The sequence below is a fragment of the Staphylococcus parequorum genome, assembly GCF_039237145.1.
GTDB classification, from domain to species: Bacteria; Bacillota; Bacilli; order Staphylococcales; family Staphylococcaceae; genus Staphylococcus; species Staphylococcus equorum_A.
On record NZ_CP150682.1, the window covers coordinates 1,373,997 to 1,398,535 of the forward strand.

At 37.3% G+C, this 24,539-nt stretch carries 17 protein-coding genes, 29 tRNA genes and 3 rRNA genes; 46 read left to right on the forward strand and 3 right to left on the reverse strand.

The features are described 5' to 3' along the window. Positions 1-125: 125 nt before the first annotated feature. Both AAA453_RS06525 and AAA453_RS06530 read right to left on the reverse strand, forming a co-directional pair. Entirely contained in the window at positions 126-1,220 is a 1,095-nt protein-coding gene (locus AAA453_RS06525) for an FUSC family protein (RefSeq protein ID WP_002512520.1), read from the reverse strand. 75 nt (positions 1,221-1,295) lie between these two features. Further along, positions 1,296-2,585 (reverse strand): glutamate-1-semialdehyde 2,1-aminomutase, encoded by a 1,290-nt coding sequence (locus AAA453_RS06530; protein ID WP_427706979.1) that lies wholly within the window; start codon positions 2,583-2,585, stop codon positions 1,296-1,298. An 82-nt stretch (positions 2,586-2,667) separates the two neighbouring features. Here AAA453_RS06530 and AAA453_RS06535 point away from each other — a divergent pair, with 82 nt between their 5' ends. The 44 genes from AAA453_RS06535 to fumC all read left to right on the forward strand — a co-directional run bounded on the left by AAA453_RS06535 (position 2,668) and on the right by fumC (position 21,675). Beyond that, positions 2,668-3,123: a peroxiredoxin gene (locus AAA453_RS06535; protein ID WP_285324051.1), complete on the forward strand. Its 456-nt coding sequence runs from the start codon at positions 2,668-2,670 to the stop codon at positions 3,121-3,123. Positions 3,124-3,129: 6 nt separating this feature from the next. After that, the gene (locus AAA453_RS06540) at positions 3,130-4,080 is read left to right on the forward strand and encodes a phosphoglycerate dehydrogenase (protein ID WP_427706981.1); all 951 of its coding nucleotides are present in this window, start codon (positions 3,130-3,132) and stop codon (positions 4,078-4,080) included. Between the two features lie 95 nt (positions 4,081-4,175). Then, positions 4,176-4,634: a peroxide-responsive transcriptional repressor PerR gene (gene perR, locus AAA453_RS06545; RefSeq protein WP_427706983.1), complete on the forward strand. Its 459-nt coding sequence runs from the start codon at positions 4,176-4,178 to the stop codon at positions 4,632-4,634. Positions 4,635-5,347: 713 nt separating this feature from the next. Continuing rightward, a 16S ribosomal RNA gene (locus AAA453_RS06550) occupies positions 5,348-6,900 on the forward strand. A 104-nt stretch (positions 6,901-7,004) separates the two neighbouring features. Further along, a tRNA-Ile gene (locus AAA453_RS06555) sits at positions 7,005-7,081 on the forward strand. A 22-nt stretch (positions 7,082-7,103) separates the two neighbouring features. Further along, a tRNA-Ala gene (locus AAA453_RS06560) sits at positions 7,104-7,179 on the forward strand. 198 nt (positions 7,180-7,377) lie between these two features. Next, positions 7,378-10,302: ribosomal RNA gene (locus tag AAA453_RS06565) — 23S ribosomal RNA — on the forward strand. 81 nt (positions 10,303-10,383) lie between these two features. Continuing rightward, positions 10,384-10,498: ribosomal RNA gene (gene rrf / locus AAA453_RS06570) — 5S ribosomal RNA — on the forward strand. Together the 16S, 23S and 5S rRNA genes with 29 tRNA genes alongside form the textbook arrangement of a ribosomal RNA operon. Before the next feature lie 10 nt (positions 10,499-10,508). After that, positions 10,509-10,584, forward strand: a tRNA-Val gene (locus AAA453_RS06575). A gap of 14 nt (positions 10,585-10,598) precedes the next feature. Next, positions 10,599-10,674 (forward strand) — tRNA-Thr (locus AAA453_RS06580). A gap of 6 nt (positions 10,675-10,680) precedes the next feature. After that, positions 10,681-10,756 (forward strand) — tRNA-Lys (locus AAA453_RS06585). A gap of 13 nt (positions 10,757-10,769) precedes the next feature. Next, positions 10,770-10,851, forward strand: a tRNA-Leu gene (locus AAA453_RS06590). Between the two features lie 3 nt (positions 10,852-10,854). Continuing rightward, positions 10,855-10,929: transfer RNA gene (locus tag AAA453_RS06595), tRNA-Gly, on the forward strand. Between the two features lie 7 nt (positions 10,930-10,936). Further along, positions 10,937-11,022: transfer RNA gene (locus AAA453_RS06600), tRNA-Leu, on the forward strand. A gap of 23 nt (positions 11,023-11,045) precedes the next feature. Further along, positions 11,046-11,119 (forward strand) — tRNA-Arg (locus AAA453_RS06605). Between the two features lie 8 nt (positions 11,120-11,127). Then, positions 11,128-11,201: transfer RNA gene (locus AAA453_RS06610), tRNA-Pro, on the forward strand. A 17-nt stretch (positions 11,202-11,218) separates the two neighbouring features. Beyond that, positions 11,219-11,294 (forward strand) — tRNA-Ala (locus AAA453_RS06615). 28 nt (positions 11,295-11,322) lie between these two features. Next, a tRNA-Met gene (locus AAA453_RS06620) sits at positions 11,323-11,396 on the forward strand. Positions 11,397-11,423: 27 nt separating this feature from the next. Continuing rightward, positions 11,424-11,497 (forward strand) — tRNA-Ile (locus AAA453_RS06625). A gap of 11 nt (positions 11,498-11,508) precedes the next feature. Next, positions 11,509-11,601, forward strand: a tRNA-Ser gene (locus tag AAA453_RS06630). 42 nt (positions 11,602-11,643) lie between these two features. Next, positions 11,644-11,736 (forward strand) — tRNA-Ser (locus tag AAA453_RS06635). A 13-nt stretch (positions 11,737-11,749) separates the two neighbouring features. Next, a tRNA-Met gene (locus AAA453_RS06640) sits at positions 11,750-11,821 on the forward strand. A 12-nt stretch (positions 11,822-11,833) separates the two neighbouring features. Beyond that, positions 11,834-11,909: transfer RNA gene (locus tag AAA453_RS06645), tRNA-Asp, on the forward strand. Between the two features lie 10 nt (positions 11,910-11,919). After that, a tRNA-Phe gene (locus AAA453_RS06650) sits at positions 11,920-11,992 on the forward strand. A gap of 11 nt (positions 11,993-12,003) precedes the next feature. After that, a tRNA-Thr gene (locus AAA453_RS06655) sits at positions 12,004-12,079 on the forward strand. A gap of 7 nt (positions 12,080-12,086) precedes the next feature. Further along, positions 12,087-12,170, forward strand: a tRNA-Tyr gene (locus tag AAA453_RS06660). A gap of 17 nt (positions 12,171-12,187) precedes the next feature. Next, positions 12,188-12,261, forward strand: a tRNA-Trp gene (locus tag AAA453_RS06665). Between the two features lie 2 nt (positions 12,262-12,263). Next, positions 12,264-12,336, forward strand: a tRNA-His gene (locus AAA453_RS06670). Between the two features lie 11 nt (positions 12,337-12,347). Then, positions 12,348-12,419: transfer RNA gene (locus AAA453_RS06675), tRNA-Gln, on the forward strand. 8 nt (positions 12,420-12,427) lie between these two features. Further along, positions 12,428-12,501 (forward strand) — tRNA-Cys (locus AAA453_RS06680). 7 nt (positions 12,502-12,508) lie between these two features. Next, positions 12,509-12,583 (forward strand) — tRNA-Gly (locus AAA453_RS06685). Positions 12,584-12,601: 18 nt separating this feature from the next. Then, positions 12,602-12,676, forward strand: a tRNA-Gly gene (locus AAA453_RS06690). 18 nt (positions 12,677-12,694) lie between these two features. Beyond that, positions 12,695-12,769: transfer RNA gene (locus tag AAA453_RS06695), tRNA-Gly, on the forward strand. Positions 12,770-12,788: 19 nt separating this feature from the next. Then, positions 12,789-12,863, forward strand: a tRNA-Gly gene (locus tag AAA453_RS06700). A gap of 41 nt (positions 12,864-12,904) precedes the next feature. Next, positions 12,905-12,990, forward strand: a tRNA-Leu gene (locus tag AAA453_RS06705). A 223-nt stretch (positions 12,991-13,213) separates the two neighbouring features. Then, entirely contained in the window at positions 13,214-14,296 is a 1,083-nt protein-coding gene (locus AAA453_RS06710) for a PTS transporter subunit IIC (protein ID WP_427706985.1), read from the forward strand. A gap of 168 nt (positions 14,297-14,464) precedes the next feature. Next, complete coding sequence (locus tag AAA453_RS06715; RefSeq protein ID WP_046466316.1) at positions 14,465-15,928, forward strand: ABC transporter permease subunit; 1,464 nt, start codon at positions 14,465-14,467, stop codon at positions 15,926-15,928. Continuing rightward, positions 15,921-16,643: an amino acid ABC transporter ATP-binding protein gene (locus AAA453_RS06720; protein WP_427706987.1), complete on the forward strand. Its 723-nt coding sequence runs from the start codon at positions 15,921-15,923 to the stop codon at positions 16,641-16,643. The genes AAA453_RS06715 and AAA453_RS06720 overlap by 8 nt, the downstream gene beginning before the upstream one ends. 180 nt (positions 16,644-16,823) lie before the next feature. Then, the gene (queG, locus tag AAA453_RS06725; protein ID WP_285323467.1) at positions 16,824-17,954 is read left to right on the forward strand and encodes a tRNA epoxyqueuosine(34) reductase QueG; all 1,131 of its coding nucleotides are present in this window, start codon (positions 16,824-16,826) and stop codon (positions 17,952-17,954) included. 1 nt (position 17,955) lies between these two features. Continuing rightward, positions 17,956-18,426 (forward strand): tRNA (uridine(34)/cytosine(34)/5-carboxymethylaminomethyluridine(34)-2'-O)-methyltransferase TrmL, encoded by a 471-nt coding sequence (gene trmL, locus AAA453_RS06730; RefSeq protein WP_046466318.1) that lies wholly within the window; start codon positions 17,956-17,958, stop codon positions 18,424-18,426. Positions 18,427-18,610: 184 nt separating this feature from the next. Next, positions 18,611-19,210 (forward strand): 6-phosphogluconolactonase, encoded by a 600-nt coding sequence (locus tag AAA453_RS06735; RefSeq protein ID WP_069818055.1) that lies wholly within the window; start codon positions 18,611-18,613, stop codon positions 19,208-19,210. Between the two features lie 23 nt (positions 19,211-19,233). Then, on the forward strand, positions 19,234-19,419 hold the full coding sequence (locus AAA453_RS06740; RefSeq protein WP_427706989.1) for an SAS053 family DNA gyrase inhibitor: 186 nt from the start codon (positions 19,234-19,236) through the stop codon (positions 19,417-19,419). A gap of 208 nt (positions 19,420-19,627) precedes the next feature. Then, positions 19,628-20,044: a hypothetical protein gene (locus AAA453_RS06745; RefSeq protein WP_069818057.1), complete on the forward strand. Its 417-nt coding sequence runs from the start codon at positions 19,628-19,630 to the stop codon at positions 20,042-20,044. A gap of 245 nt (positions 20,045-20,289) precedes the next feature. Beyond that, entirely contained in the window at positions 20,290-21,675 is a 1,386-nt protein-coding gene (fumC, locus tag AAA453_RS06750; protein ID WP_427706992.1) for a class II fumarate hydratase, read from the forward strand. 68 nt (positions 21,676-21,743) lie between these two features. On the opposite strand, the gene AAA453_RS06755 is transcribed toward fumC, so the two are convergent. Then, complete coding sequence (locus AAA453_RS06755) at positions 21,744-22,571, reverse strand: RluA family pseudouridine synthase (RefSeq protein WP_046466323.1); 828 nt, start codon at positions 22,569-22,571, stop codon at positions 21,744-21,746. A gap of 196 nt (positions 22,572-22,767) precedes the next feature. Here AAA453_RS06755 and AAA453_RS06760 point away from each other — a divergent pair, with 196 nt between their 5' ends. After that, complete coding sequence (locus AAA453_RS06760) at positions 22,768-23,877, forward strand: GAF domain-containing sensor histidine kinase (RefSeq protein WP_069818058.1); 1,110 nt, start codon at positions 22,768-22,770, stop codon at positions 23,875-23,877. A 20-nt stretch (positions 23,878-23,897) separates the two neighbouring features. Then, entirely contained in the window at positions 23,898-24,521 is a 624-nt protein-coding gene (locus tag AAA453_RS06765; protein WP_046466325.1) for a response regulator, read from the forward strand. Positions 24,522-24,539 lie beyond the last annotated feature (18 nt).

The following is a 24,539-nucleotide window of genomic DNA, read 5'->3' on the forward strand; positions in this document are numbered from 1 at the left end:
ATTTTAACGTATACCGAGTGCGCTTTTATCTTAAACGATTATGCTACTATTTTGATTACAACTATTATAAGAAATTTAAAAATACCCTTTGAGCAGATGAAAATTAAGCTCAAAGGGTATTTTATTTATAAATCGAAGTCTTCTTCTAGTATATCAATTTCATTATCATTTCGATGGTACGTGAAGAAACTAATACGCAGTCTATCTAAATGTTCTAAAATATAACGATATTCTTCGATTGCTGAAATAATTTGCATAATATTCGTATATGAGTACATTGATTGATAAGGATTTTGAATGATTTCTTTTTGAAATGCATCCATCAAATCTTTTTTCTGTGGGTTTGAAATCTGACTATCAAGTTGATCTACATCATACCGTGCCTTTTTTGAAAGACTGATGAAGATTTGTTCGTGATATGCAATCAATGTGTCTATCTCTAATTTAATCTGCAAAAGTAATTCGTTATTTAAATTATGAAGATCATTTTGATAACGATTCATTTTTCTCAACACTTCATACGCTCGCCGAGTACTACGGACTAATTCTTTAAAAAGAATTTTTTTCCTATTTTGTGCATACAGTTGCTTTTTAGTCCATGGTTTTTCTTCTGAATAATAACCCAAAGTTTCTTCGAGTTTATCAATACGGGTAACAATTAACCCTCTATCTTCTTTAATATGATGATACTCAGAGGTGTCATTTAAAACTAATTTAAACCATACAAAAATATCAGAACAGATATTTAATGAATTATAGTAAATTTTAGATTCAAATTTAGGTGGTAGAAATAAAAGGTTTACTGCTGAAGAACTAAGCACACCAACCATAACAAGTACAAATCTATAAAAGGCAGAAACATAAAAGTTACCAGTATGTTGTCCCATAATAATTAAAGCAGTTATACTTGCTAGCGTAGCAACATGTTCCAATTTGAAACGAAACAGGATTGCAATTAATAAAATTACTGTAACACCCATGATTACAATATTATTTCCAAATATCGTAACCATCACTACTGCTAAAACAGCACCAACAAGGTTACCTATTGCTCGTTCCCCAATTGTTTTTATTGAACGAAAAACACTTGGTTGCATTGCAATGACAGCACTGACTGCAGCAATGGCTTTTAAACCAGCTTCATCAGGTAATAGAGAAGCGATAAACAAAGCAAGTATAATTGCGATACCTGTTTTGAGAATACGGGCTCCTAATTTCAAATGTACCGCTCCTTAATATATTTAATAAAATAATGTTTATACTTGTTATACAACGATTGGGTGTAAAATTCAAGTTTATACCATTTGACTAAATGCATAATCTACCGCTTTTAATGTTGCATCAATGTCTTCGTCTGTATGTTCAGTAGTTAAAAACCAAGCTTCAAATTTAGAAGGCGCAAGATTAATACCTTGGTTTAGCATTAATTTAAAGAATTTAGCAAATGCGTCTCCATCAGTATTTTCAGCCTGAGCATAATTTTCTACTGTTTCATCTGTAAAATATAATGTTAGGGCACCATATACTCTATTTACTGTAGCAGTAATGTTATGTTTTTTAATTAATGAAAGTAAACCATCCTCTAAACGTTTACCTAATACATCTAATTTTTCATAAACGCCATCTTGCTCTAATACTTCTAGAAGTGCAATGCCAGCTTTCATGGATAGTGGGTTGCCCGCCATAGTGCCAGCTTGGTATGCAGGACCTAAAGGTGCTACTTGTTCCATAATATCTTGCTTTCCTCCATATCCCCCTATAGGTAAACCACCACCAACAATTTTACCGAAGGCTGTTAAATCAGGATATACATTATAAAGATCTTGTGCGCCACCGTAATGGAAACGGAATGCTGTAATGACTTCATCATATATAACTAAGCTTCCATTATTATGGGTAAGTTCGTTTACTTGTTCTAAGAAACCAGGTTTAGGTTTAACCATGCCAAAATTACCCACAATAGGTTCTACTAATACGGCAGCAATATCTTCTCCCCAATAATCAATAGCTTCCTTATAAGCACCAATATCATTGAAAGGAACTGTGATGACTTCTTGAGCGACACTTTCAGGAACACCAGCAGAATCAGGTGAACCTAGTTGAGAAGGCCCACTACCAGCAGCAACTAAAACTAAATCAGAGTGACCGTGATACTGACCAGCAAATTTGATGATTTTAGTTCTTTTAGTATAAGCACGGGCGACACGGATTGTAGTCATAACTGATTCTGTACCCGAATTAACAAACCTAATCTTTTCTAATGAAGGCATAGCTTCACGTAATTTTTTAGCAAATTCAATTTCTAGTTCTGTAGGCGTACCATACAATACACCTTGTGCAGCCTGTTCTTGAATTGCTTTAGTAATATGTGGATGTGCATGACCAGTAATAATAGGGCCATAAGCCTGTAAATAATCAATGTACTTGTTTCCATCTACATCAAACAAATATGCGCCCTGACCAGAGCGCATCATAACTGGTGCGCCACCGCCAACCGCCTTATATGAGCGAGAAGGTGAATTGACTCCCCCTAGAATATACTCGTTAGATAATTTTTGAAGTTTTTCACTTTCAGTAAATTTCATACATATCAACCTCTTTTAATTTAATAATTTCGTCTATTATCGTATCATAAAATTAAGAATAAAAAGGAATAGGGTGAGTTAAATGTTAAGAAAAGGCGATCAATTTCCATCATTTAAACTAGAAAATCAAAAAGGGGAGTTTATTTCTAATGAATCTATAAAAGGAAGTAAAGCTGTACTTTACTTTTATCCAAGAGATAATACACCTACATGTACTACTGAAGCATGTGATTTTAGAGATAATTTAGCAATCTTTAATGATTTAAATGCCAAAGTATATGGTATTAGTGGAGATACTAAAAAGAAACACGAAAATTTCAGCCAAAAACTAGATTTAAATTTTGACTTATTAGTGGACGAGAATTATGAGTTGTCAGAAGAAGTGGGCGTCTATCAATTGAAGAAATCATTTGGTAAAGAATCAATGGGGATTGTAAGAACTACATTTGTTATTGATGAAGATGGTATTATAATAGATGTAATCGAAAAAGTTAAAGTTAAAACACAAATGGATGAACTAAAAGAAATCTTGGGGTGAACATAGATGAAAGCTGTCAGTTTAAAAAGAATGGGAGATTTAGAATCTAAATTAATAGAAGCATATCCTACTGTCGATTTTGTATTTACAAAGGGTGTTTCTGAAATAGAAGAACAAGATAAAAAAGATTTAGATATAATATTCGGTTATGATGGTAAACTTAATCAATCGTTTTTAGAAAATTGTCCGAACCTTAAATGGATGGCATGGTATTCAACAGGTGTGAATAGTTTACCTTTAGATTATATTGATAAACAAAATATATTACTTACAAATGGTAAAGGTATACATGCAAAGCAAATGTCAGAATTTATTATAGCTTATATACTTGATGACTATAAAAAAATGAGAACTTCCTATATTAATCAACAAAATAGATATTATGATTCAAAACTTACGGGCTCAAGAGTGAGTGGGGAAACGATTCTATTTCTAGGTACAGGAAGTATCGCTCAATATACGGCTAATATTGCAAATGCAATGAACATGAAAATTATTGGTATCAATACAAATGGTCATTCAGTAGAGGGGTTTAGTAAGACCTTTGCATTAAATGAACTTTCTAATGCTTTAACCGAAGCGGACATAATTGTTAACACACTGCCTGAAACTGAGCAGACTATACATCTCATAACAAAAGCGCATTTTGAGTTAATGAATGAAACAGCATTGTTTATAAATGTAGGTAGAGGGACAATTGTTGATGAGAGTGTGTTAATTGAAGCTTTAAAAGAAAAGCAAATTAGACACGCATATATAGACGTGTTCGAAAAAGAGCCTTTAAATCCAAGTAATGAACTATATTCATTAGATAATATTACTATTACTGCTCATATCACAGGTAATGGTAAAGAAAATATGAGCGAGGTTACGGATATATTTATTAAAAATCTCAATCATTTTCTCAATAAGGAAGATTTAATTGAGAATGAAGTAGATCCTAAACAAGGCTATTAAAGACTTTTAAGTAATGAAGATTGACATTTCACACATCAAACAGTTATATTTATATTAAGTAATAATTATTCTTAAATAGAAAGATGGTGAGTGAAATGAGTGCAAAGATGGAAACAGTTGAACATCAACTAGAACATTCAATTGCGTCTTTAAGAAATAACGGTATTAGAATAACGCCTCAACGACAAGCAATATTGAAATTTTTAATTGCTTCAGAGACACATCCTACAGCCGATGAGATTTATCAAGCACTTTCACCTGATTTTCCAAATATAAGTGTTGCTACAATATATAATAATTTACGTGTCTTTAAAGATATTGGTATAGTAAAAGAATTACCATACGGAGATTCTTCGAGCCGTTTTGACTTCAGTACACATAATCATTATCACGTTATCTGTGATAATTGTGGAAAAATAGTGGATTTCCATTATCCACAACTTGATGAAGTAGAACAATTAGCGCAGCACGTAACAGACTTTAATGTAACGCATCACCGTATGGAAATATATGGGTTATGCAAAGACTGCCAAGATAAAAGAAACAGTCAATAGAAGAAAGAAAACATTATCTAATATCTTGTAATACTAATGATATAAGAAAAGGGAAAACTCATTTTTAAAACAAATGAGTTTTCCTTTTTCTTTGTTCTTACTTCTTTATATTGAATATGTTGAATGATACTAAACTAGAAAAGATGAGTTTATGCGATAGTGGCGGTATTACTGTTTGATAAGCATCCTAGTTCCTACTATATATAATAGAAGGTAAGACAACTCATTAAGTTAAGATGTATGCCGATATATTTACACTAAACTAACGTTTAATACATAAAAACAATAAATAGACATCACAAAGGTAAAATTTAACTAAAAAGATTGCTGAAAATGATTGACGGTTGTGAATAAACTTGATATTATAAAAAAGTCGTCGAAACAAGACACGTAGCAAAACAATCGATTCAACGAAGTTTTTACAAAGTGTAAATTTGACACTTGTTAAATTAGTTGAAAGGATATACAATATTAAATGTTGAGTTAAAAAACGCAACAAACTTAATAAATAAAAAAAGAAATTTATTATTGACTTAACAAAAACTTAATGTTATAATTATTTCTTGTAACGCATTAAAGCAGTAATGAACATTGAAAACTGAATTGCAATATGTCAACGTTAATTCCGAACGCAACATTAAATTGTTGGTTCAAACGTGTTAGAGATAACACACAAATTAGTATTTTATGAGCTAATCAAACATCATAATTCATTTATGGAGAGTTTGATCCTGGCTCAGGATGAACGCTGGCGGCGTGCCTAATACATGCAAGTCGAGCGAACGGATAAGGAGCTTGCTCCTTTGAAGTTAGCGGCGGACGGGTGAGTAACACGTGGGTAACCTACCTATAAGACTGGAATAACTTCGGGAAACCGGAGCTAATGCCGGATAACATTTGGAACCGCATGGTTCTAAAGTAAAAGATGGTTTTGCTATCACTTATAGATGGACCCGCGCCGTATTAGCTAGTTGGTAAGGTAACGGCTTACCAAGGCAACGATACGTAGCCGACCTGAGAGGGTGATCGGCCACACTGGAACTGAGACACGGTCCAGACTCCTACGGGAGGCAGCAGTAGGGAATCTTCCGCAATGGACGAAAGTCTGACGGAGCAACGCCGCGTGAGTGATGAAGGTTTTCGGATCGTAAAACTCTGTTATTAGGGAAGAACAAATGCGTAAGTAACTGTGCGCATCTTGACGGTACCTAATCAGAAAGCCACGGCTAACTACGTGCCAGCAGCCGCGGTAATACGTAGGTGGCAAGCGTTATCCGGAATTATTGGGCGTAAAGCGCGCGTAGGCGGTTTCTTAAGTCTGATGTGAAAGCCCACGGCTCAACCGTGGAGGGTCATTGGAAACTGGGAAACTTGAGTACAGAAGAGGAAAGTGGAATTCCATGTGTAGCGGTGAAATGCGCAGAGATATGGAGGAACACCAGTGGCGAAGGCGACTTTCTGGTCTGTAACTGACGCTGATGTGCGAAAGCGTGGGGATCAAACAGGATTAGATACCCTGGTAGTCCACGCCGTAAACGATGAGTGCTAAGTGTTAGGGGGTTTCCGCCCCTTAGTGCTGCGGCTAACGCATTAAGCACTCCGCCTGGGGAGTACGACCGCAAGGTTGAAACTCAAAGGAATTGACGGGGACCCGCACAAGCGGTGGAGCATGTGGTTTAATTCGAAGCAACGCGAAGAACCTTACCAAATCTTGACATCCTTTGAAAACTCTAGAGATAGAGCCTTCCCCTTCGGGGGACAAAGTGACAGGTGGTGCATGGTTGTCGTCAGCTCGTGTCGTGAGATGTTGGGTTAAGTCCCGCAACGAGCGCAACCCTTAAACTTAGTTGCCAGCATTTAGTTGGGCACTCTAGGTTGACTGCCGGTGACAAACCGGAGGAAGGTGGGGATGACGTCAAATCATCATGCCCCTTATGATTTGGGCTACACACGTGCTACAATGGACAATACAAAGGGCAGCTAAACCGCGAGGTCATGCAAATCCCATAAAGTTGTTCTCAGTTCGGATTGTAGTCTGCAACTCGACTACATGAAGCTGGAATCGCTAGTAATCGTAGATCAGCATGCTACGGTGAATACGTTCCCGGGTCTTGTACACACCGCCCGTCACACCACGAGAGTTTGTAACACCCGAAGCCGGTGGAGTAACCATTTATGGAGCTAGCCGTCGAAGGTGGGACAAATGATTGGGGTGAAGTCGTAACAAGGTAGCCGTATCGGAAGGTGCGGCTGGATCACCTCCTTTCTAAGGATATATTCGGAACATCTTCCTTGAGAAGATGAAGAGGAATGACATTGACATATTGCATTCAGTTTTGAATGCTCATTACGAGTATTCAACATCGAAATGGGCCTATAGCTCAGCTGGTTAGAGCGCACGCCTGATAAGCGTGAGGTCGGTGGTTCGAGTCCACTTAGGCCCACCATTTAGAATTTTATAAGCACTATGGGGGCTTAGCTCAGATGGGAGAGCGCCTGCTTTGCACGCAGGAGGTCAGCGGTTCGATCCCGCTAGTCTCCACCATAAAGAATTTAATTTGTACATTGAAAACTAGATATGTAAGTAAAATTTATGATTTTACCAAGCAAAACCGAGTGAATTAGAGTTTTAAAAAGCTTGAATTCAAAAAAATAGAAATAATCGCTAGTGTTCGAAAGAACACTCACAGATTAATAACATTTTAGGTCTTCAACCGATTTTTTTCGTGTTGAAAGTCGAAAAGATTAAGTTATTAAGGGCGCACGGTGGATGCCTTGGCACTAGAAGCCTACGAAGGACGTTACTAACGACGATATGCTTTGGGGAGCTGTAAGTAAGCTTTGATCCAGAGATTTCCGAATGGGGAAACCCAACACGAGTTATGTCGTGTTATCGATATGTGAATACATAGCATATCTGAAGGCAGACGCGGGGAACTGAAACATCTTAGTACCCGCGAGGAAGAGAAAGAAAAATCGATTCCCTGAGTAGCGGCGAGCGAAACGGGAAGAGCCCAAACCAACGAGCTTGCTTGTTGGGGTTGTAGGACACTCTATACGGAGTTACAAAAGAACAAATTAGACGAATCATCTGGAAAGATGAATCAAAGAAGGTAATAATCCTGTAGTCGAAAGTTTGTTCACTCTTGAGTGGATCCTGAGTACGACGGAACACGAGAAATTCCGTCGGAATCCGGGAGGACCATCTCCCAAGGCTAAATACTCTCTAGTGACCGATAGTGAACCAGTACCGTGAGGGAAAGGTGAAAAGTACCCCGGAAGGGGAGTGAAATAGAACTTGAAACCGTGTGCTTACAAGTAGTCAGAGCCCGTTAATGGGTGATGGTGTGCCTTTTGTAGAATGAACCGGCGAGTTACGATTTGATGCAAGGTTAAGCAGTTAATGTGGAGCCGTAGCGAAAGCGAGTCTGAATAGGGCGTTGAGTATTTGGTCGTAGACCCGAAACCAGGTGATCTACCCATGACCAGGCTGAAGTTCAGGTAACACTGAATGGAGGGCCGAACCGACTTACGTTGAAAAGTGAGCGGATGAGTTGTGGGTAGCGGAGAAATTCCAATCGAACCTGGAGATAGCTGGTTCTCTCCGAAATAGCTTTAGGGCTAGCCTTAAGTAATGATTATTGGAGGTAGAGCACTGTTTGGACGAGGGGCCCTTATCGGGTTACCGAATTCAGACAAACTCCGAATGCCAATCAATTTTATCTTAGGAGTTAGAACGCGGGTGATAAGGTCCGTGTTCGAAAGGGAAACAGCCCAGACCACCAGCTAAGGTCCCAAAATATATGTTAAGTGGAAAAGGATGTGGCGTTGCCCAGACAACTAGTATGTTGGCTTAGAAGCAGCCATCATTTAAAGAGTGCGTAATAGCTCACTAGTCGAGTGACACTGCGCCGAAAATGTACCGGGGCTAAACATATTACCGAAGCTGTGGATTGTCCGTAAGGACAGTGGTAGGAGAGCGTTCTAAGGGCGTTGAAGCATGATCGCAAGGACATGTGGAGCGCTTAGAAGTGAGAATGCCGGTGTGAGTAGCGAAAGACGGGTGAGAATCCCGTCCACCGATTGACTAAGGTTTCCAGAGGAAGGCTCGTCCGCTCTGGGTTAGTCGGGTCCTAAGCTGAGGCCGATAGGCGTAGGCGATGGATAACAGGTTGATATTCCTGTACCACCAAATTTCGTTTTAAGCGATGGGGGGACGCAGTAGGATAGGCGAAGCGTACTATTGGATTGTACGTCCAAGCAATGAGACTGAGTGTTAGGCAAATCCGGCACTCTTAAGGTCAAGTTGTGATGGGGAGAGGAAATTGTTTCCTCGAGTCGTTGATTTCACACTGCCAAGAAAAGCCTCTAGCTAGAATTTTGGTGCCCGTACCGCAAACCGACACAGGTAGTCAAGATGAGAATTCTAAGGTGAGCGAGCGAACTCTCGTTAAGGAACTCGGCAAAATGACCCCGTAACTTCGGGAGAAGGGGTGCTCTTTAGGGTTAACGCCCAGGAGAGCCGCAGTGAATAGGCCCAAGCGACTGTTTATCAAAAACACAGGTCTCTGCTAAACCGTAAGGTGATGTATAGGGGCTGACGCCTGCCCGGTGCTGGAAGGTTAAGAGGAGTGGTTAGCTTCGGCGAAGCTACGAATCGAAGCCCCAGTAAACGGCGGCCGTAACTATAACGGTCCTAAGGTAGCGAAATTCCTTGTCGGGTAAGTTCCGACCCGCACGAAAGGCGTAACGATTTGGGCACTGTCTCAACGAGAGACTCGGTGAAATCATAGTACCTGTGAAGATGCAGGTTACCCGCGACAGGACGGAAAGACCCCGTGGAGCTTTACTGTAGTCTGATATTGAAATTCGGTACAACTTGTACAGGATAGGTAGGAGCCTTTGAAACGTGAGCGCCAGCTTACGTCGAGGCGTTGGTGGGATACTACCCTTGCTGTGTTGGATTTCTAACCCGCACCATTTATCATGGTGGGAGACAGTGTCAGATGGACAGTTTGACTGGGGCGGTCGCCTCCTAAAGAGTAACGGAGGCGCTCAAAGGTTTCCTCAGAATGGTTGGAAATCATTCATAGAGTGTAAAGGCATAAGGAAGCTTGACTGCGAGACTTACAAGTCGAGCAGGGTCGAAAGACGGACTTAGTGATCCGGTGGTTCCGCATGGAAGGGCCATCGCTCAACGGATAAAAGCTACCCCGGGGATAACAGGCTTATCTCCCCCAAGAGTTCACATCGACGGGGAGGTTTGGCACCTCGATGTCGGCTCATCGCATCCTGGGGCTGTAGTCGGTCCCAAGGGTTGGGCTGTTCGCCCATTAAAGCGGTACGCGAGCCGGGTTCAGAACGTCGTGAGACAGTTCGGTCCCTATCCGTCGTGGGCGCAGGAAATTTGAGAGGAGCTGTCCTTAGTACGAGAGGACCGGGATGGACATACCTCTGGTGTACCAGTTGTCGTGCCAACGGCATCGCTGGGTAGCTATGTATGGACGGGATAAGTGCTGAAAGCATCTAAGCATGAAGCCCCCCTCAAGATGAGATTTCCCAACTTCGGTTATAAGATCCCTCAAAGATGATGAGGTTAATAGGTTCGAGGTGGAAGCATAGCGATATGTGGAGCTGACGAATACTAATCGATCGAAGACTTAATCAAATTTAAAAAGTGTTTTGTTTGGCATTATCAAATTTTACTTACTATCTAGTTTTGAATGTATAATTTTTATACAGTTCATTGTCTGGTGACAATGGCAAGGAGGTCACACCTGTTCCCATGCCGAACACAGTAGTTAAGTTCCTTAGCGCCGATGGTAGTCGGACTTACGTTCCGCAAGAGTAGGACGTTGCCAGGCAATTTTATACGGAGGATTAGCTCAGCTGGGAGAGCATCTGCCTTACAAGCAGAGGGTCGGCGGTTCGAACCCGTCATCCTCCACCATTTATTTTTTAATAGCCGGCCTAGCTCAACTGGTAGAGCAACTGACTTGTAATCAGTAGGTTGGGGGTTCAAGTCCTCTGGCCGGCACCATGTTTTGAGCCATTAGCTCAGTTGGTAGAGCATCTGACTTTTAATCAGAGGGTCAGTGGTTCGAGCCCACTATGGCTCACCATTATTTTAATATCGCGGGTGTGGCGGAACTGGCAGACGCACTAGACTTAGGATCTAGCGCCTCACGGCGTGGGGGTTCGACTCCCTTCACCCGCATATGCAGAAGTAGTTCAGCGGTAGAATACGACCTTGCCAAGGTCGGGGTCGCGGGTTCGAATCCCGTCTTCTGCTCCATTATTTTGCCGGGGTGGCGGAACTGGCAGACGCACAGGACTTAAAATCCTGCGGTGAGAGATCACCGTACCGGTTCGATTCCGGTTCTCGGCATTATCCCATGAAAATAGAATTATGCGCCCGTAGCTCAACTGGATAGAGTACTTGACTACGAATCAAGAGGTTACAGGTTCGACCCCTGTCGGGCGCACTATTTTACGGGAAGTAGCTCAGCTTGGTAGAGCACTTGGTTTGGGACCAAGGGGTCGCAGGTTCGAATCCTGTCTTCCCGATATCCTTAAAATAATATGGGGGCTTAGCTCAGATGGGAGAGCGCCTGCTTTGCACGCAGGAGGTCAGCGGTTCGATCCCGCTAGTCTCCACCATATATTTAAATGCAATCTAAATTACAACGGCGGCGTAGCTCAGCTGGCTAGAGCGTACGGTTCATACCCGTGAGGTCGGGGGTTCGATCCCCTCCACCGCCACTAATTATTAGTTGTAAATTATATTTAGGACCTTTAGCTCAGTTGGTTAGAGCTAACGGCTCATAACCGTTCGGTCGCAGGTTCGAATCCTGCAAGGTCCATATAATTTTTTGGAGGAATACCCAAGTTCGGCTGAAGGGATCGGTCTTGAAAACCGACAGGAGCTTAACAGCTCGCGGGGGTTCGAATCCCTCTTCCTCCGCCATTTTTATAATAATTGAATATAATTTATTTACCTAATATTTTTGGAGGAATACCCAAGCCCGGCTGAAGGGATCGGTCTTGAAAACCGACAGGGGCTTAACGGCCCGCGGGGGTTCGAATCCCTCTTCCTCCGCCATTAATATTATCACCGCGGGATGGAGCAGCGGTAGCTCGTCGGGCTCATAACCCGAAGGTCGGTGGTTCAAATCCGCCTCCCGCAATTTTTTATTTTAGGTCCCGTAGTGTAGCGGTTAACACGCCTGCCTGTCACGCAGGAGATCGTGGGTTCGAATCCCATCGGGACCGCCATTATTGTTATGGTTCAGTAGCTCAGTTGGTAGAGCAATGGATTGAAGCTCCATGTGTCGGCAGTTCGACTCTGTCCTGAATCATTTTAATGCAAGCCGGCCTAGCTCAACTGGTAGAGCAACTGACTTGTAATCAGTAGGTTGGGGGTTCAAGTCCTCTGGCCGGCACCATCTTTCGGGAGGGGTAGCGAAGTGGCTAAACGCGGCGGACTGTAAATCCGCTCCTTCGGGTTCGGCAGTTCGAATCTGCCCCCCTCCACCATATAACTTTAATTTAATAGGGGCATATTTCAACGGTAGAATACAGGTCTCCAAAACCTTTGATGTGGGTTCGATTCCTACTGCCCCTGCCATGGCGGTTGTGGTGAAGTGGTTAACACATCGGATTGTGGTTCCGACACTCGTGGGTTCGATCCCCACCATCCGCCCTTTGTATTTTTGGGCTATAGCCAAGCGGTAAGGCAACGGACTTTGACTCCGTCACTCGTTGGTTCGAATCCAGCTAGCCCAGTTTTTATTGGCGGCATAGCCAAGTGGTAAGGCAGAGGTCTGCAAAACCTCTATCACCGGTTCAAATCCGGTTGCCGCCTCCATCAATATGCGGGAGTAGTTCAATTCTTAGAACACGTTCCTTCCCGGAACGAGGTATAGGTGTAAGTCCTATCTTCCGCTCCATATTAATTTATATCCCATGCGGGAGTAGTTCAACTCTTAGAACACGTTCCTTCCCGGAACGAGGTATAGGTGTAAATCCTATCTTCCGCTCCATATTAATTTATATCCCATGCGGGAGTAGTTCAATTCTTAGAATACGTTCCTTCCCGGAACGAGGTATAGGTGTAAGTCCTATCTTCCGCTCCATATTTAATATTATTTGCATGCGGGAGTAGTTCAACTTTTAGAACACGTTCCTTCCCGGAATGAGGTATAGGTGTAAGTCCTATCTTCCGCTCCATCGATACTTCCACACTGGGAGTTTTTTATTTATTTAATTGGGCCGGCGTGGCGGAATTGGCAGACGCGCGGGACTCAAAATCCCGTTCCATTGATTTGGAGTGTCGGTTCGATCCCGACCGCCGGTATATATAACGTACTTAGATGTACATGTTAAGCAATCTCATAAGATGGGGTTGCTTTTTTATGTTTAAACTTAATTAACTGCTAATGCCTTTAATTATTTTACTTAATTGCTAAATATCACTTTATAAAACTATGTATGCAATATTAATATAATCAAAGTAAATATTGTAGTTTTTGGTAAAGTATAATATTATTAGTCTAATGTTATATTTGGAGGAAAATTCAATGGTTAAAACTAAAACAACCAAAACTAAAACAACTAAACCAAATGGAAAGCAATTTTTTGGTAATATCTTACAAGCTGTTGGCGCAGGGGTAGTTATTGCGTTAATACCTAATGCATTATTAGGTGAACTATTAAAGTTTTTTAAAGAAGGTAATGAGTTATTAGAAACAATATATCAATTAGTAGTTATGATTCAATCATTTATGGCTTTTATTATAGGTGTATTAGCTGCGCACCAATTTAAATTTAATGGTGCAGGTGCTACGATGATAGGTGTTTCTGCTATGTTAGGTAGTGGAGCTGTTAAAATTACTCCTGATGGATTTATACTAAATGGTATTGGTGATATTATTAATACTATTTTAGTTGTAATTATTGCTTGCTTTTTATACTTAATATTACAAAATAAATTAGGTTCATTAGAAATGATCTTGTTACCAGTTATTATTCCTGTAGTAAGTGGAATTATTGGTCTATATACATTAGGCTATGTATCTAATGTTACAAAAGGTTTAGGCCACGTAGTGCATTCATTTACTGAACTCAATCCATTATTGATGTCAGTATTAATATGTGTGACTTATTCGTTGCTGATGGTAACGCCAATATCGGTTGTAGCTATTGCAACAGCAATTAGCCTATCTGGACTAGGTAGTGGTGCAGCCAATATGGGAATTGTTGCAGCTTGTGTTACATTCTTATTTGGATCAATCAGAGTTAATGGTGCTGGTGTGAATTTAGTATTAATTATTGGTGCAGCTAAGATGATGATACCTGTCTATTTCAGACATTTAATTATCGCGATACCTTTAACAATTAATGGTATTATAGGTGGCTTGATTGCTTACTTTATTGGGATTGAAGGTACACCGATGTCAGCTGGTTTTGGTTATACAGGACTTGTAGGACCAATTAATGCCTTTAACCGTATGTCTGGAGATCCAACAATGAATATCATATTGTTAATTTTTGGTTATTTCATTATTCCTTTTGTTGCAGCATTTTTTGTTCATGAGTTATGTAAAAAATTCATTGGTAGATATACTGATGAAATATACAGTTTTGAAATTCCTAAACAGTAATCTTAAGAGACCTAATATTTATTAGGTCTTTTTTTATACATAAATAATGCATATTTTGTAATTTTTAGAAAAAAACCTCTCTTATACATAGCTTTTATATAAAAAGTTATTGAATAATATTACGTTATTATGTATAATAATTAATTATATAGAGAGGGGCTAACCAAGATGAAACACATTATTAAACTATTTATGGTCTTTATTATATTTATTAGCGCCATAATTACATACATAAATCCTGATGCTCAGGCAGCAGAAGAAGACCAATGGGATAAAATTAAGGAACGTGGAGAATTGAGAGTGGGTTTATCTGCAGATTATGCACCTTATGAGTTTGAACATAATGTGAATGGTAAATCTGAATATGCCGGTATTGATATTGATTTGGCAAAGAAAATTGCAAAGGACAATGATGTAAAGCTAAAAATTGTTAATATGCAATTTGATAGTTTGTTAGGAGCAATTAAAACTGGGAAAATCGATTTAATCATTTCTGGAATGACACCAACACCTGAACGTGAAAAAGAGGTAGATTTTTCAAATCCATATATGACGGTTGAACAAAAAATGATCGTTAAAAAGTCTGAAGCAGATAGATTTCAAAATATAGATGATTTTGCTAATCAAAAAATTGGTGTACAAAAACAAACACAACAAGAAAAAATTGCACAAACAGAAATTGAAAATGCACAAATACAATCTTTAACGAGAGTGCCTGAAGTAATCATGTCATTGAAGAGTGGCAAAATCAACGGGATGGTTATTGAAGGACCAGTTGCAGAAGCTTACTTGAAACAAAATGAAGATTTAGCATTTGCAGATGACGTGCAATTTAATGAAGGTACGAAACAAACAGCAATTGCAGTACCTAAAAATTCCCCTGAATTAATGGAAAGACTTAATGCTACTATTAAAGATGTTGAAGATAAAGGTTTACTAGCAGATTATAAAGCATCAGCTGCAGAAGCGATGAAAAAGGATGAAGGAAATTTCTTTACTAAATATGGAAACTTCTTTATAAAAGGTATTAAAAATACGATACTCATTTCAATTGTGGGAGTAGTGCTAGGGGCAGTGTTTGGCGCATTTATTGCATTATTAAAACTAAGTAAAGTTAGAGTTTTAAGATGGTTAGCTTCGGCTTATATTGAATTCTTAAGGGGCACACCATTGCTCGTGCAAGTATTTTTAGTTTATTTCGGCACAACTGCAGTATTAGGTTTAAATATCTCCGCATTAATTTGTGGTATGATCGCGCTTGTAATTAACTGTTCTGCATATATTGCTGAAATTATTAGAGCCGGTATAAATGCAGTAGACAAAGGACAAACTGAAGCTGCACGTAGTTTAGGATTATCTTATGGTCAGACTATGAAATCAGTTGTATTACCACAAGCGATTAAAAATATTTTGCCTGCTTTAGGTAATGAGTTTGTAACAGTGATTAAAGAATCTTCTATAGTATCTGTAATCGGTGTTAGTGAAATTATGTTTAATGCACAAGTAGTTCAAGGTGCTTCATTTGATCCGTTCACACCATTGATCATAGCAGCTATACTGTATTTTATTCTCACATTTACATTATCTAGAATTATGTATTTCTTTGAAGGGAGATTGAAAGTTAGTGATTAATATTAAAAATTTATACAAGTCATTTGGTAAAAATGAAGTTTTAAAAGGCATTGATTTTACTGTAAACCAAGGCGAAGTTGTAGCTATCATAGGTCCTTCAGGTAGTGGGAAAAGTACCTTACTGCGTTGCATGAATCTACTAGAGACGCCAACAAGTGGCGAAGTTATATTTAAAGATAATAATTTAACGAGTAAAGATACAGAATTAGAAAAATTGCGTCAACAAATGGGAATGGTATTTCAAAATTTCAATTTATTTCCGCATAAAAAAGTAATAGATAACGTTATTTTAGCTCCTAGTTTATTAAAAAAAGGGAATCAAAATGACTTGAAAAAAGAGGCCCAGTTGTTATTAGAAAAAGTGGGTTTAGAGGATAAAGCTGATGCATATCCAGCACAATTATCTGGCGGTCAAAAGCAAAGGGTAGCAATTGCTAGAGCATTAGCAATGAACCCTGAAGTTCTATTGTTTGATGAACCTACATCAGCTCTAGATCCAGAGGTTGTAGGAGACGTATTGAAAGTTATGAAGGATCTAGCTAAAGAGGGTATGACAATGGTAGTTGTAACCCATGAAATGCACTTTGCTAGAGATGTAAGTGATAAAGTAGTATTTATGGCTGATGGTGTCATCGTCGAGTCTGGGACACCAGAAGAAGTCTTTGACCACCAACAACATGAAAGAACGAAAAACTTTTTATCAAGAGTTTTATAATTAATTAAAAATAAGACTAAGTTGGTAACATAGTATTGTTTAAAATCAATCTTATGTTATCGATTTGGTCTTTTATTTTATTATATTTAAATTATAATAAAAGTAATATAGCTAATACGCCAAAGCCATACGAATGTGTTAAACTGTACAATGTATGTTTTTAAGGTGGGGTGTAAGAAAATGGATTTAAACCAATTAAAACAAGATGTTATAGACTATGCCCATTCAATTGGTATTGATAGTATTGGTTTTACGACAGCTGATCCTTTCGATGAAATGAAGCAAAAGTTAGTGGATTATCATGCAAAAGGGTATGCATCTGGTTTTGAAGAATCTGATATAGAATTAAGAACAGAACCGAAATTAAATTTGCCAACAGCAAGATCTATTATTGCAATAGGCGTTGGCTATCCAAATAAATTAAAAGGTGCGCCTAAAAGTGTCCGCGGAGACAGAAGAGGTATGTTTGCTAGAGCTTCTTGGGGGCAAGATTATCATAGTATTATGAGGAAACGGTTAGATAAATTGGGTGAGTATTTAGAATCTAGAGTAGAAGACGTTGAAATTAAATCAATGGTAGATACTGGCGCATTGTCTGATCGTGCTGTAGCAGAACGTGCAGGACTTGGGTTTGTAGGAAGAAATGGCTTCGTCATCAATCCTGACCTTGGTACATGGACGTATTTAGGAGAGATGCTAGTTAGTATACCTTTTCCGCCTGATGACCCGTTAATCGATAGCTGTGGCGATTGTACGATTTGTGTCGATCGTTGTCCAACAGGAGCACTCGTTGGAGATGGACAGTTAAATAGTCAGAAATGTATTAGCTTTTTAACTCAGACGAAGGGTTATCTAGAAGATGAATATCGTTATAAAATTGGCAATCGTCTTTATGGATGTGATACCTGTCAACAAGTATGCCCGAAAAATAAAGGGATTAATACACAGCATGACGATATAGAATTAGAACCTGAAATTTTAAAACCAAGGCTCGTGCCTTTATTAAAAATGAGCAATAAAGAATTTAAAAATACTTATGGTCATTTAGCAGGGGCATGGAGAGGTAAGAAACCGATTCAACGTAATGCAATTATTGCTTTGGCACATTTTAAAGAAGAAACAGCAATACCTGAATTACAAGATGTTGCGTTAGATGATCCAAGACCTATGATTAGAGCTACAGCATATTGGGCGATAGGACAAATTCAAGGCGAGGCTGCTAGACCATTTATTGCACAACATTATGAAAATGAACTAGAAGAGGTTCAAATTGAAATGTTAAAAGGACTTGAAACGAGGAGCGAAAAATAGAATGACAAACCACATAGTACTATTTCAACCACAGATACCTGGTAATACAGGCAGTATTGCAAGAACATGTGCAGGCACATATACACATTTACACTTAATTAAGCCACTTGGTTTCAGTACAGATGATAAGATGCTAAAGCGTGCTGGATTAGATTATTGGGAAACTGTTAATATCACTTATCATGAAAGTATTGAAGACTTTTTTGAAGCAACAGAGGGTACTTATTATTTATTAACTAAATTTGGTAAGAAAACATATTCAGATTTTGATTTTACTGATACTACTCACGATCACTTCTTTATTTTCGGACGTGAAACGACTGGATTACCTGACTGGGTGAAAGAGACATATCAAGAAACGGCGTTACGTATCCCAATGAATGATAATATTAGATCATTAAACTTATCTAATACAGCATCATTGCTCATTTACGAAGCGTTAAGACAACAAAGTTTTCCAGAATTACATTAATAAATGCGCTAAATGAATGAAAATAATGTGATAGATTTGTATAATAGAGATAAGTCTTATAACTTAGCATTTAATTAATCAAATTGGTACATTAGTAATGTTGTGGTTTATCTCCATTACATCAAGGGTATTAATAAAAATAATGCTAGAACGCGTCTTAATAAAAAAGAGGAGTGTAATTACTATGGCAATGAACTTTAAAGTTTTAGAAAACGAAAAAATTGTAGCTGAATATGCTGCAGATATATTAAGAAAACAATTTAACAACAATCCGACAACTATTGCAGGTGTACACCTTTCTAATGATAATTCACCAGTATTAGATGAATTAAAGAAAAATGTAGATAATCATCCTGTAGACTTTAGTCAAATTAACATTTTAGATTATGATGATAACAAATCTTATTTTGAAGCTTTAGGTGTGCCTGAAGGTCAAATTTATAATGTTTCATTTAATGAAGACACTGAATCATTTATTGGTGATAAAATTAAAACAAAAGAAAATAAAGGTAAATTGATTACACAAGTACTATCAATTGATACTAATGGTAAATTGAACGTAAGTGTAAAACAAGGTCTATTTTCAGCACGTGAAGTTATTTTAATTATCACTGGCGCTGACAAAAAAGAAGTTGTTCACAAATTATATGAAGAAAATGGTAAAACAAGCTTTGAACCTTCAGATTTAAAAGCGCATCGTATGGTGAATGTAGTTTTAGATGAAGCGGCAGCAGAAGGGTTACCTGAAGATGTAAGACATTATTTCACAGCACGTTTTGCTTAATATATAAATGTGAGGTGATAGGTATGACAAACAAAAAAGATAATAAACATTTACAAAATGATGTACCTGAACCTGAAAATGAAATGGTCAGTGACTACGAAGATGTAGTAGAACTTGGTAAGGAAATGGAACAAATTTCCGAGAAAAATGATGAGGATAAGTTAGATAAATCTCATGATCCAGAAGTTCGTTCAGATTTAAATGATTAGTTTTAACATAGCTCTTTGGGGGATTTTTTATTCACAAAGGGCTATTTTTATGTCTATTAATAGCAAATGAGATTTTGGAAAAATGAAAATTAATCTGTTTTGATAGTCAAATACTGTGATAAATTATTTTCAATTTAAAAAGAAATGCCAAGTTAAAAGTGAATGTGTTATTATTAAATCATTATTGGATTTAAGGAGACTTATACATATGTTAAGTAAGTATTGGAAATACATTATGATTAGTGCTGTCATTGTTAATTTAATTTCTATTAAGGGTTTTCCTATGGCGATTGGTGCACTTTACTTACCCGTGTTATTTAAAGTTATAAAATTGCAGATAAATTTATCGCGTGGGCTTGTTGATCAAGTTAATGCTTCAACGTTCGTTAAAGGTAACCAAACTGGAATTATTATAAGTGTGATATGTTGTATTGTAATAACTGTATTGTTGTTTAAACCATTAGGAGATTTTTATAGTAGTTTAACTGGATTTTTAGGTACATTAGTTACGATTAGTCCTGTTACTATGGTTATCGGTGCGATTCTACTCATATTAACAGCTGTAGGTGTAATACAAGCAGCAAAAGTACAATTCAACAAAATAAACATTACTAAAGAAAGCTAAATTGTATAGTTACTAGATGATTTATAAAAAAGTATAGTTTATATAAAATGCCGTAAAATCTTAATGATTTTGACGGTATTTTTTTGTGGAAAAGTGAAGGGTTCTAATTAATAAGGTAAAATAATAACTCATAAATTCAATTTAAAATAAAATAATATGTAAACGCTCTATAATACGATTGCCCCTTTAAAATAATTAATGCTATACTAAAGCTGAATAACGAATAATGAAGGGGAGAATTTGAAATGTCAGTTAGAATTGAACATGATACATTCGGTGAAATTGAAGTACCTGCAGAAAAATATTGGGGTGCTCAAACAGAAAGAAGTAAACGTAACTTTCCAGTAGGCAAAGAACAAATGCCAATTGAAGTTGTTTACGGATTTGCTCAGTTAAAAAGAGGAGCAGCATTAGCTAACAATGAATTAGGAAAACTATCGGACGCTAAAAAAGATGCCATTGTTTATGCTTGTGACCGTGTCATTAATAAAGAGCTAGATGAACATTTCCCATTAGTGGTTTGGCAAACAGGTAGTGGCACACAAAGTAATATGAACGTAAACGAAGTTGTGAGCTATGTAGCTAATGAATATTTAAAATCACAAGGCAGTGATGAAACGATACATCCTAATGATGACGTTAATAAATCACAAAGTTCAAATGATACTTTCCCAACAGCAATGCATGTGGCATTATACAATGAAGTAGAAACAAAACTTGAACCAGCTTTAAAAGCGTTACGTGATACTTTTAAAGAAAAAGAAGAACAATTTAACGATATTATAAAAATTGGCCGTACGCACTTACAAGATGCAACGCCTATTCGTTTAGGACAAGAAATTAGTGGGTGGCGTTTCATGCTTGATAAATGTGAAACTTTATTAGGTGAATCAAAAGCACACATCTTAAATTTAGCGATTGGTGGTACAGCTGTAGGTACAGGTATTAATGCGCATCCTGAATTTGGCGATAAAGTAGCTAAATTCATTTCGAAAAATACAGGTTATGCATTTGTTTCATCTGAAAATAAATTCCATGCATTAACAGCACACGACGAAGTGGTTCAATTACATGGTACTTTAAAAGCATTAGCAACTGACTTAATGAAAATTGCTAATGATATAAGATGGCTAGCATCAGGCCCGCGCGCAGGACTTGCTGAATTATCTATTCCTGAAAATGAACCTGGTTCATCTATAATGCCTGGGAAAGTGAACCCGACACAATGTGAAATGTTAACAATGGTAGCGGTACAAGTTATGGGTAACGATACAGCAGTCGGTATTGGAAGTTCTCAAGGTAACTTTGAACTTAACGTATATAAACCTGTCATCTTGCATAACACGTTGCAATCAATTTACTTATTAGCAGATGGCATGCAAACATTTAATGATAATTGTGCAGTTGGTATTGAGCCAATTCATGAAAATATAGATAATTATTTAAACCAATCATTAATGCTAGTGACTGCTTTAAATCCACATATTGGATATGAAAATGCTGCAAGTATTGCTAAAAAAGCACACCGTGAAGGTCTTACATTAAAAGAATCTGCAATACAATCAGGTCATGTGACTGAAGAGCAATTCGAACAATGGATTAAACCTGAAGATATGGTTGAACCAAAATAAAAGATATTAAAAAGCCAACGCTTCTTTAAATAGAACGCGTTGGCTTTTTTGTATTATATTAATATGATTTAAACTTCATCGTCCATACTTACTGAAATCGTTTCTTGCGTAAGTGGATGGATAAATTCAATTTTATAACTATTTAATTGAAGCTGTCTTAATGTTGAATTACCATATAATGGATCACCAATTACTGGATGACCAATTTCAGCTAAGTGAACGCGAATTTGATGGGTTCTACCTGTATCTAATTTTAAATCTACTTCACTTACATCTTCTTTAATCATTTTAGAATTAATGATATGTGTAATTGCAGTTTGTCCAGTAGGTGACACTCTACGTTTATTAGAGTGGAATTTATCTTTGCCAATTGGCATATCGATCGTTTGTGGTTTGATAGGTAATAAACTGTGCACATTTGCTTTATAAATACGGTCAATTTCATTTTCTTCTAGCATACGATCTAGAATTTTTTTCATTAATGGATTTTTAGCAACAATCAATAAACCAACCGTTTCTTGGTCTAAGCGATGTATTGGCTCAACGTAATCACTTTTGACTGTATAGATAACATGATTCATTAGTGTATTACTTTCTTTTAAATCATTCGGGTGTGTTTTAACGCCTTTTGGCTTCATCACAACAGCGATATCGTCATCTTCGTAATAAATTTGAGCATAGCGATAACTTGGTAAATAGTTGCTTACTTCTTCTGGTGTAGGAATATAAGCTACGTCACCAGTATTTACTTTAGACATTAATGTTGCTGGTTCATCGTTAATTGTAATTAACTTAGACATATTTAAATTATGTAAGTCTTTTTTAGGTAAGTGCAATTGTTGAAAAATTTCTCTCAATGTTAATTGATTATATTTAATAGGGATTTCAAATTTCATAGTATCCTCCTTGATTATCATATATAATCATACCATAAACAACGTGTTAAAAATATTAGACATAGTAATTCTATGAAATTTATTTTATTGTTAATTAAATCATTTTAAAGGTTAATCGAAACTGTATTTTTCAATTAGTTTATGAGCCTGTATAATGTATGTAAAGTAATATTGTATAAAAGAATGGACTGGTTAAATGGAAAAACCGACTAGACTTGCTTTATTAAAAGAAATTGCAGAATTTTTAAATGTAGAAACAGAAACATATAGTATGATGCAAGGTGCATTGAAGTCTTTAATTCAAGGAAGTGAGTTTACAACAGGCTGGATTTTCTTTATTGATGATTCAGGTCAACATGAGCTTGTATCTCATATAGATTTACCAGGCGCATTAGCCAAACAAAATTGTAAATATATGTGTGAAGGCACGTGTTGGTGTGTTCAAGCTTATCAAAATAAGAAATTGACCAAAGCATCTAATATCATTAATTGTTCGCGTATCAACCTTGCAAACCGTGCATATCATGATGAAACAGATGGTGTCACGCATCATGCAACTGTACCGCTAAGGTCAGGGGATGAACAATTCGGACTATTAAATGTTGCTACACCACATACAACGCATTATAGTGAAGAAGATTTAGAAATGCTTGAGTCTGTAGCGTTTCAAATTGGCTCTGCAATCAAACGTATTTGGCTAACAGATCAAGAAAAAGAAGCAGCTCGTATAAGTGAACGAAATCGCTTAGCAAGGGACTTACATGATTCAGTGAATCAAATGCTTTTTTCTGTAAAATTAACAGCCCATGCAGCTGAAGGAATTACTAATGAAGAAGTATCGCGCAAGGCTTTTCAAGTGATAGAACAAACAAGTCAACAAGCTGTTAACGAGATGCGAGCTTTGATTTGGCAATTAAAGCCAGTTGGACTAGAACAAGGTTTAGTTAACGCACTGAAAAAGTACAGTACGCTTTTACAACTTGAATTAACTGTTAAAGTAGATGGTCTGATCAATTTACCAAGTATAATTGAAGAAAATATTTATCGTATTATACAAGAAGCAATGAATAATACAAAAAAACATGGTGGTACAACACAAATAGATTTATCGTTGATTCAAAAAGATGGTTATCTAACTATTGATATAGTAGATCAAGGCAAAGGTTTTAATATTAATAAATCCAATCCACCAGACACTCATGGTTTAAGTAATATGAGACAACGTACAAAATTGATTAATGGTAAATTAGAAATAGATTCAACTCAAAATAAAGGCACTACAATTCATATAGCAGTTCCATTATAGTTTTTGAAAGGAAGTTTAACATGCATCGAATTATACTCGTAGATGATCATCATATCGTAAGACAAGGATTAGAATTCCTACTATCCACTGTTGACGATATAGATGTTATAGGAGGGTTTTCAGACGGTAAATCTTTCTTTGAATATTTAGAAACAAATGAATTACCTGATATTGTATTGTTAGATTTAGTTATGCCTGAAATGAATGGTATTGAAATTACAGAAAGAATGAAAAAGGCGTATCCAGAAGTGAAAATATTAGTCCTTACAAGTTATGTGGACGATGAACATGTAATTTCCGCTATTGATAAGGGTGCAGATGGATACGAGATGAAAGATGTAGAACCAGACCAATTAATAAAAACAATTAAGAAAGTACTTTCAGGTGAGAAAACGATACATCCTCAAGCGCAAAGTGTCATCGAAGCGGTGAGTAAAAAGCCACATTTTACTAATAAATTATCAAAGCGTGAATCAGAAGTATTGGCAGAGATGGCTAAAGGTAAAACAAATAAAGAAATTGCAGAAACACTGTTTGTTTCTGAGAAAACTATAAAAACACATGTCAGCCATATTTTCAATAAACTTCAAGTAACTGATCGCACACAAGCAGCGATATATGCGATGCAAAACAATCTCATTTAAGATAGCGAAGGCATAGTA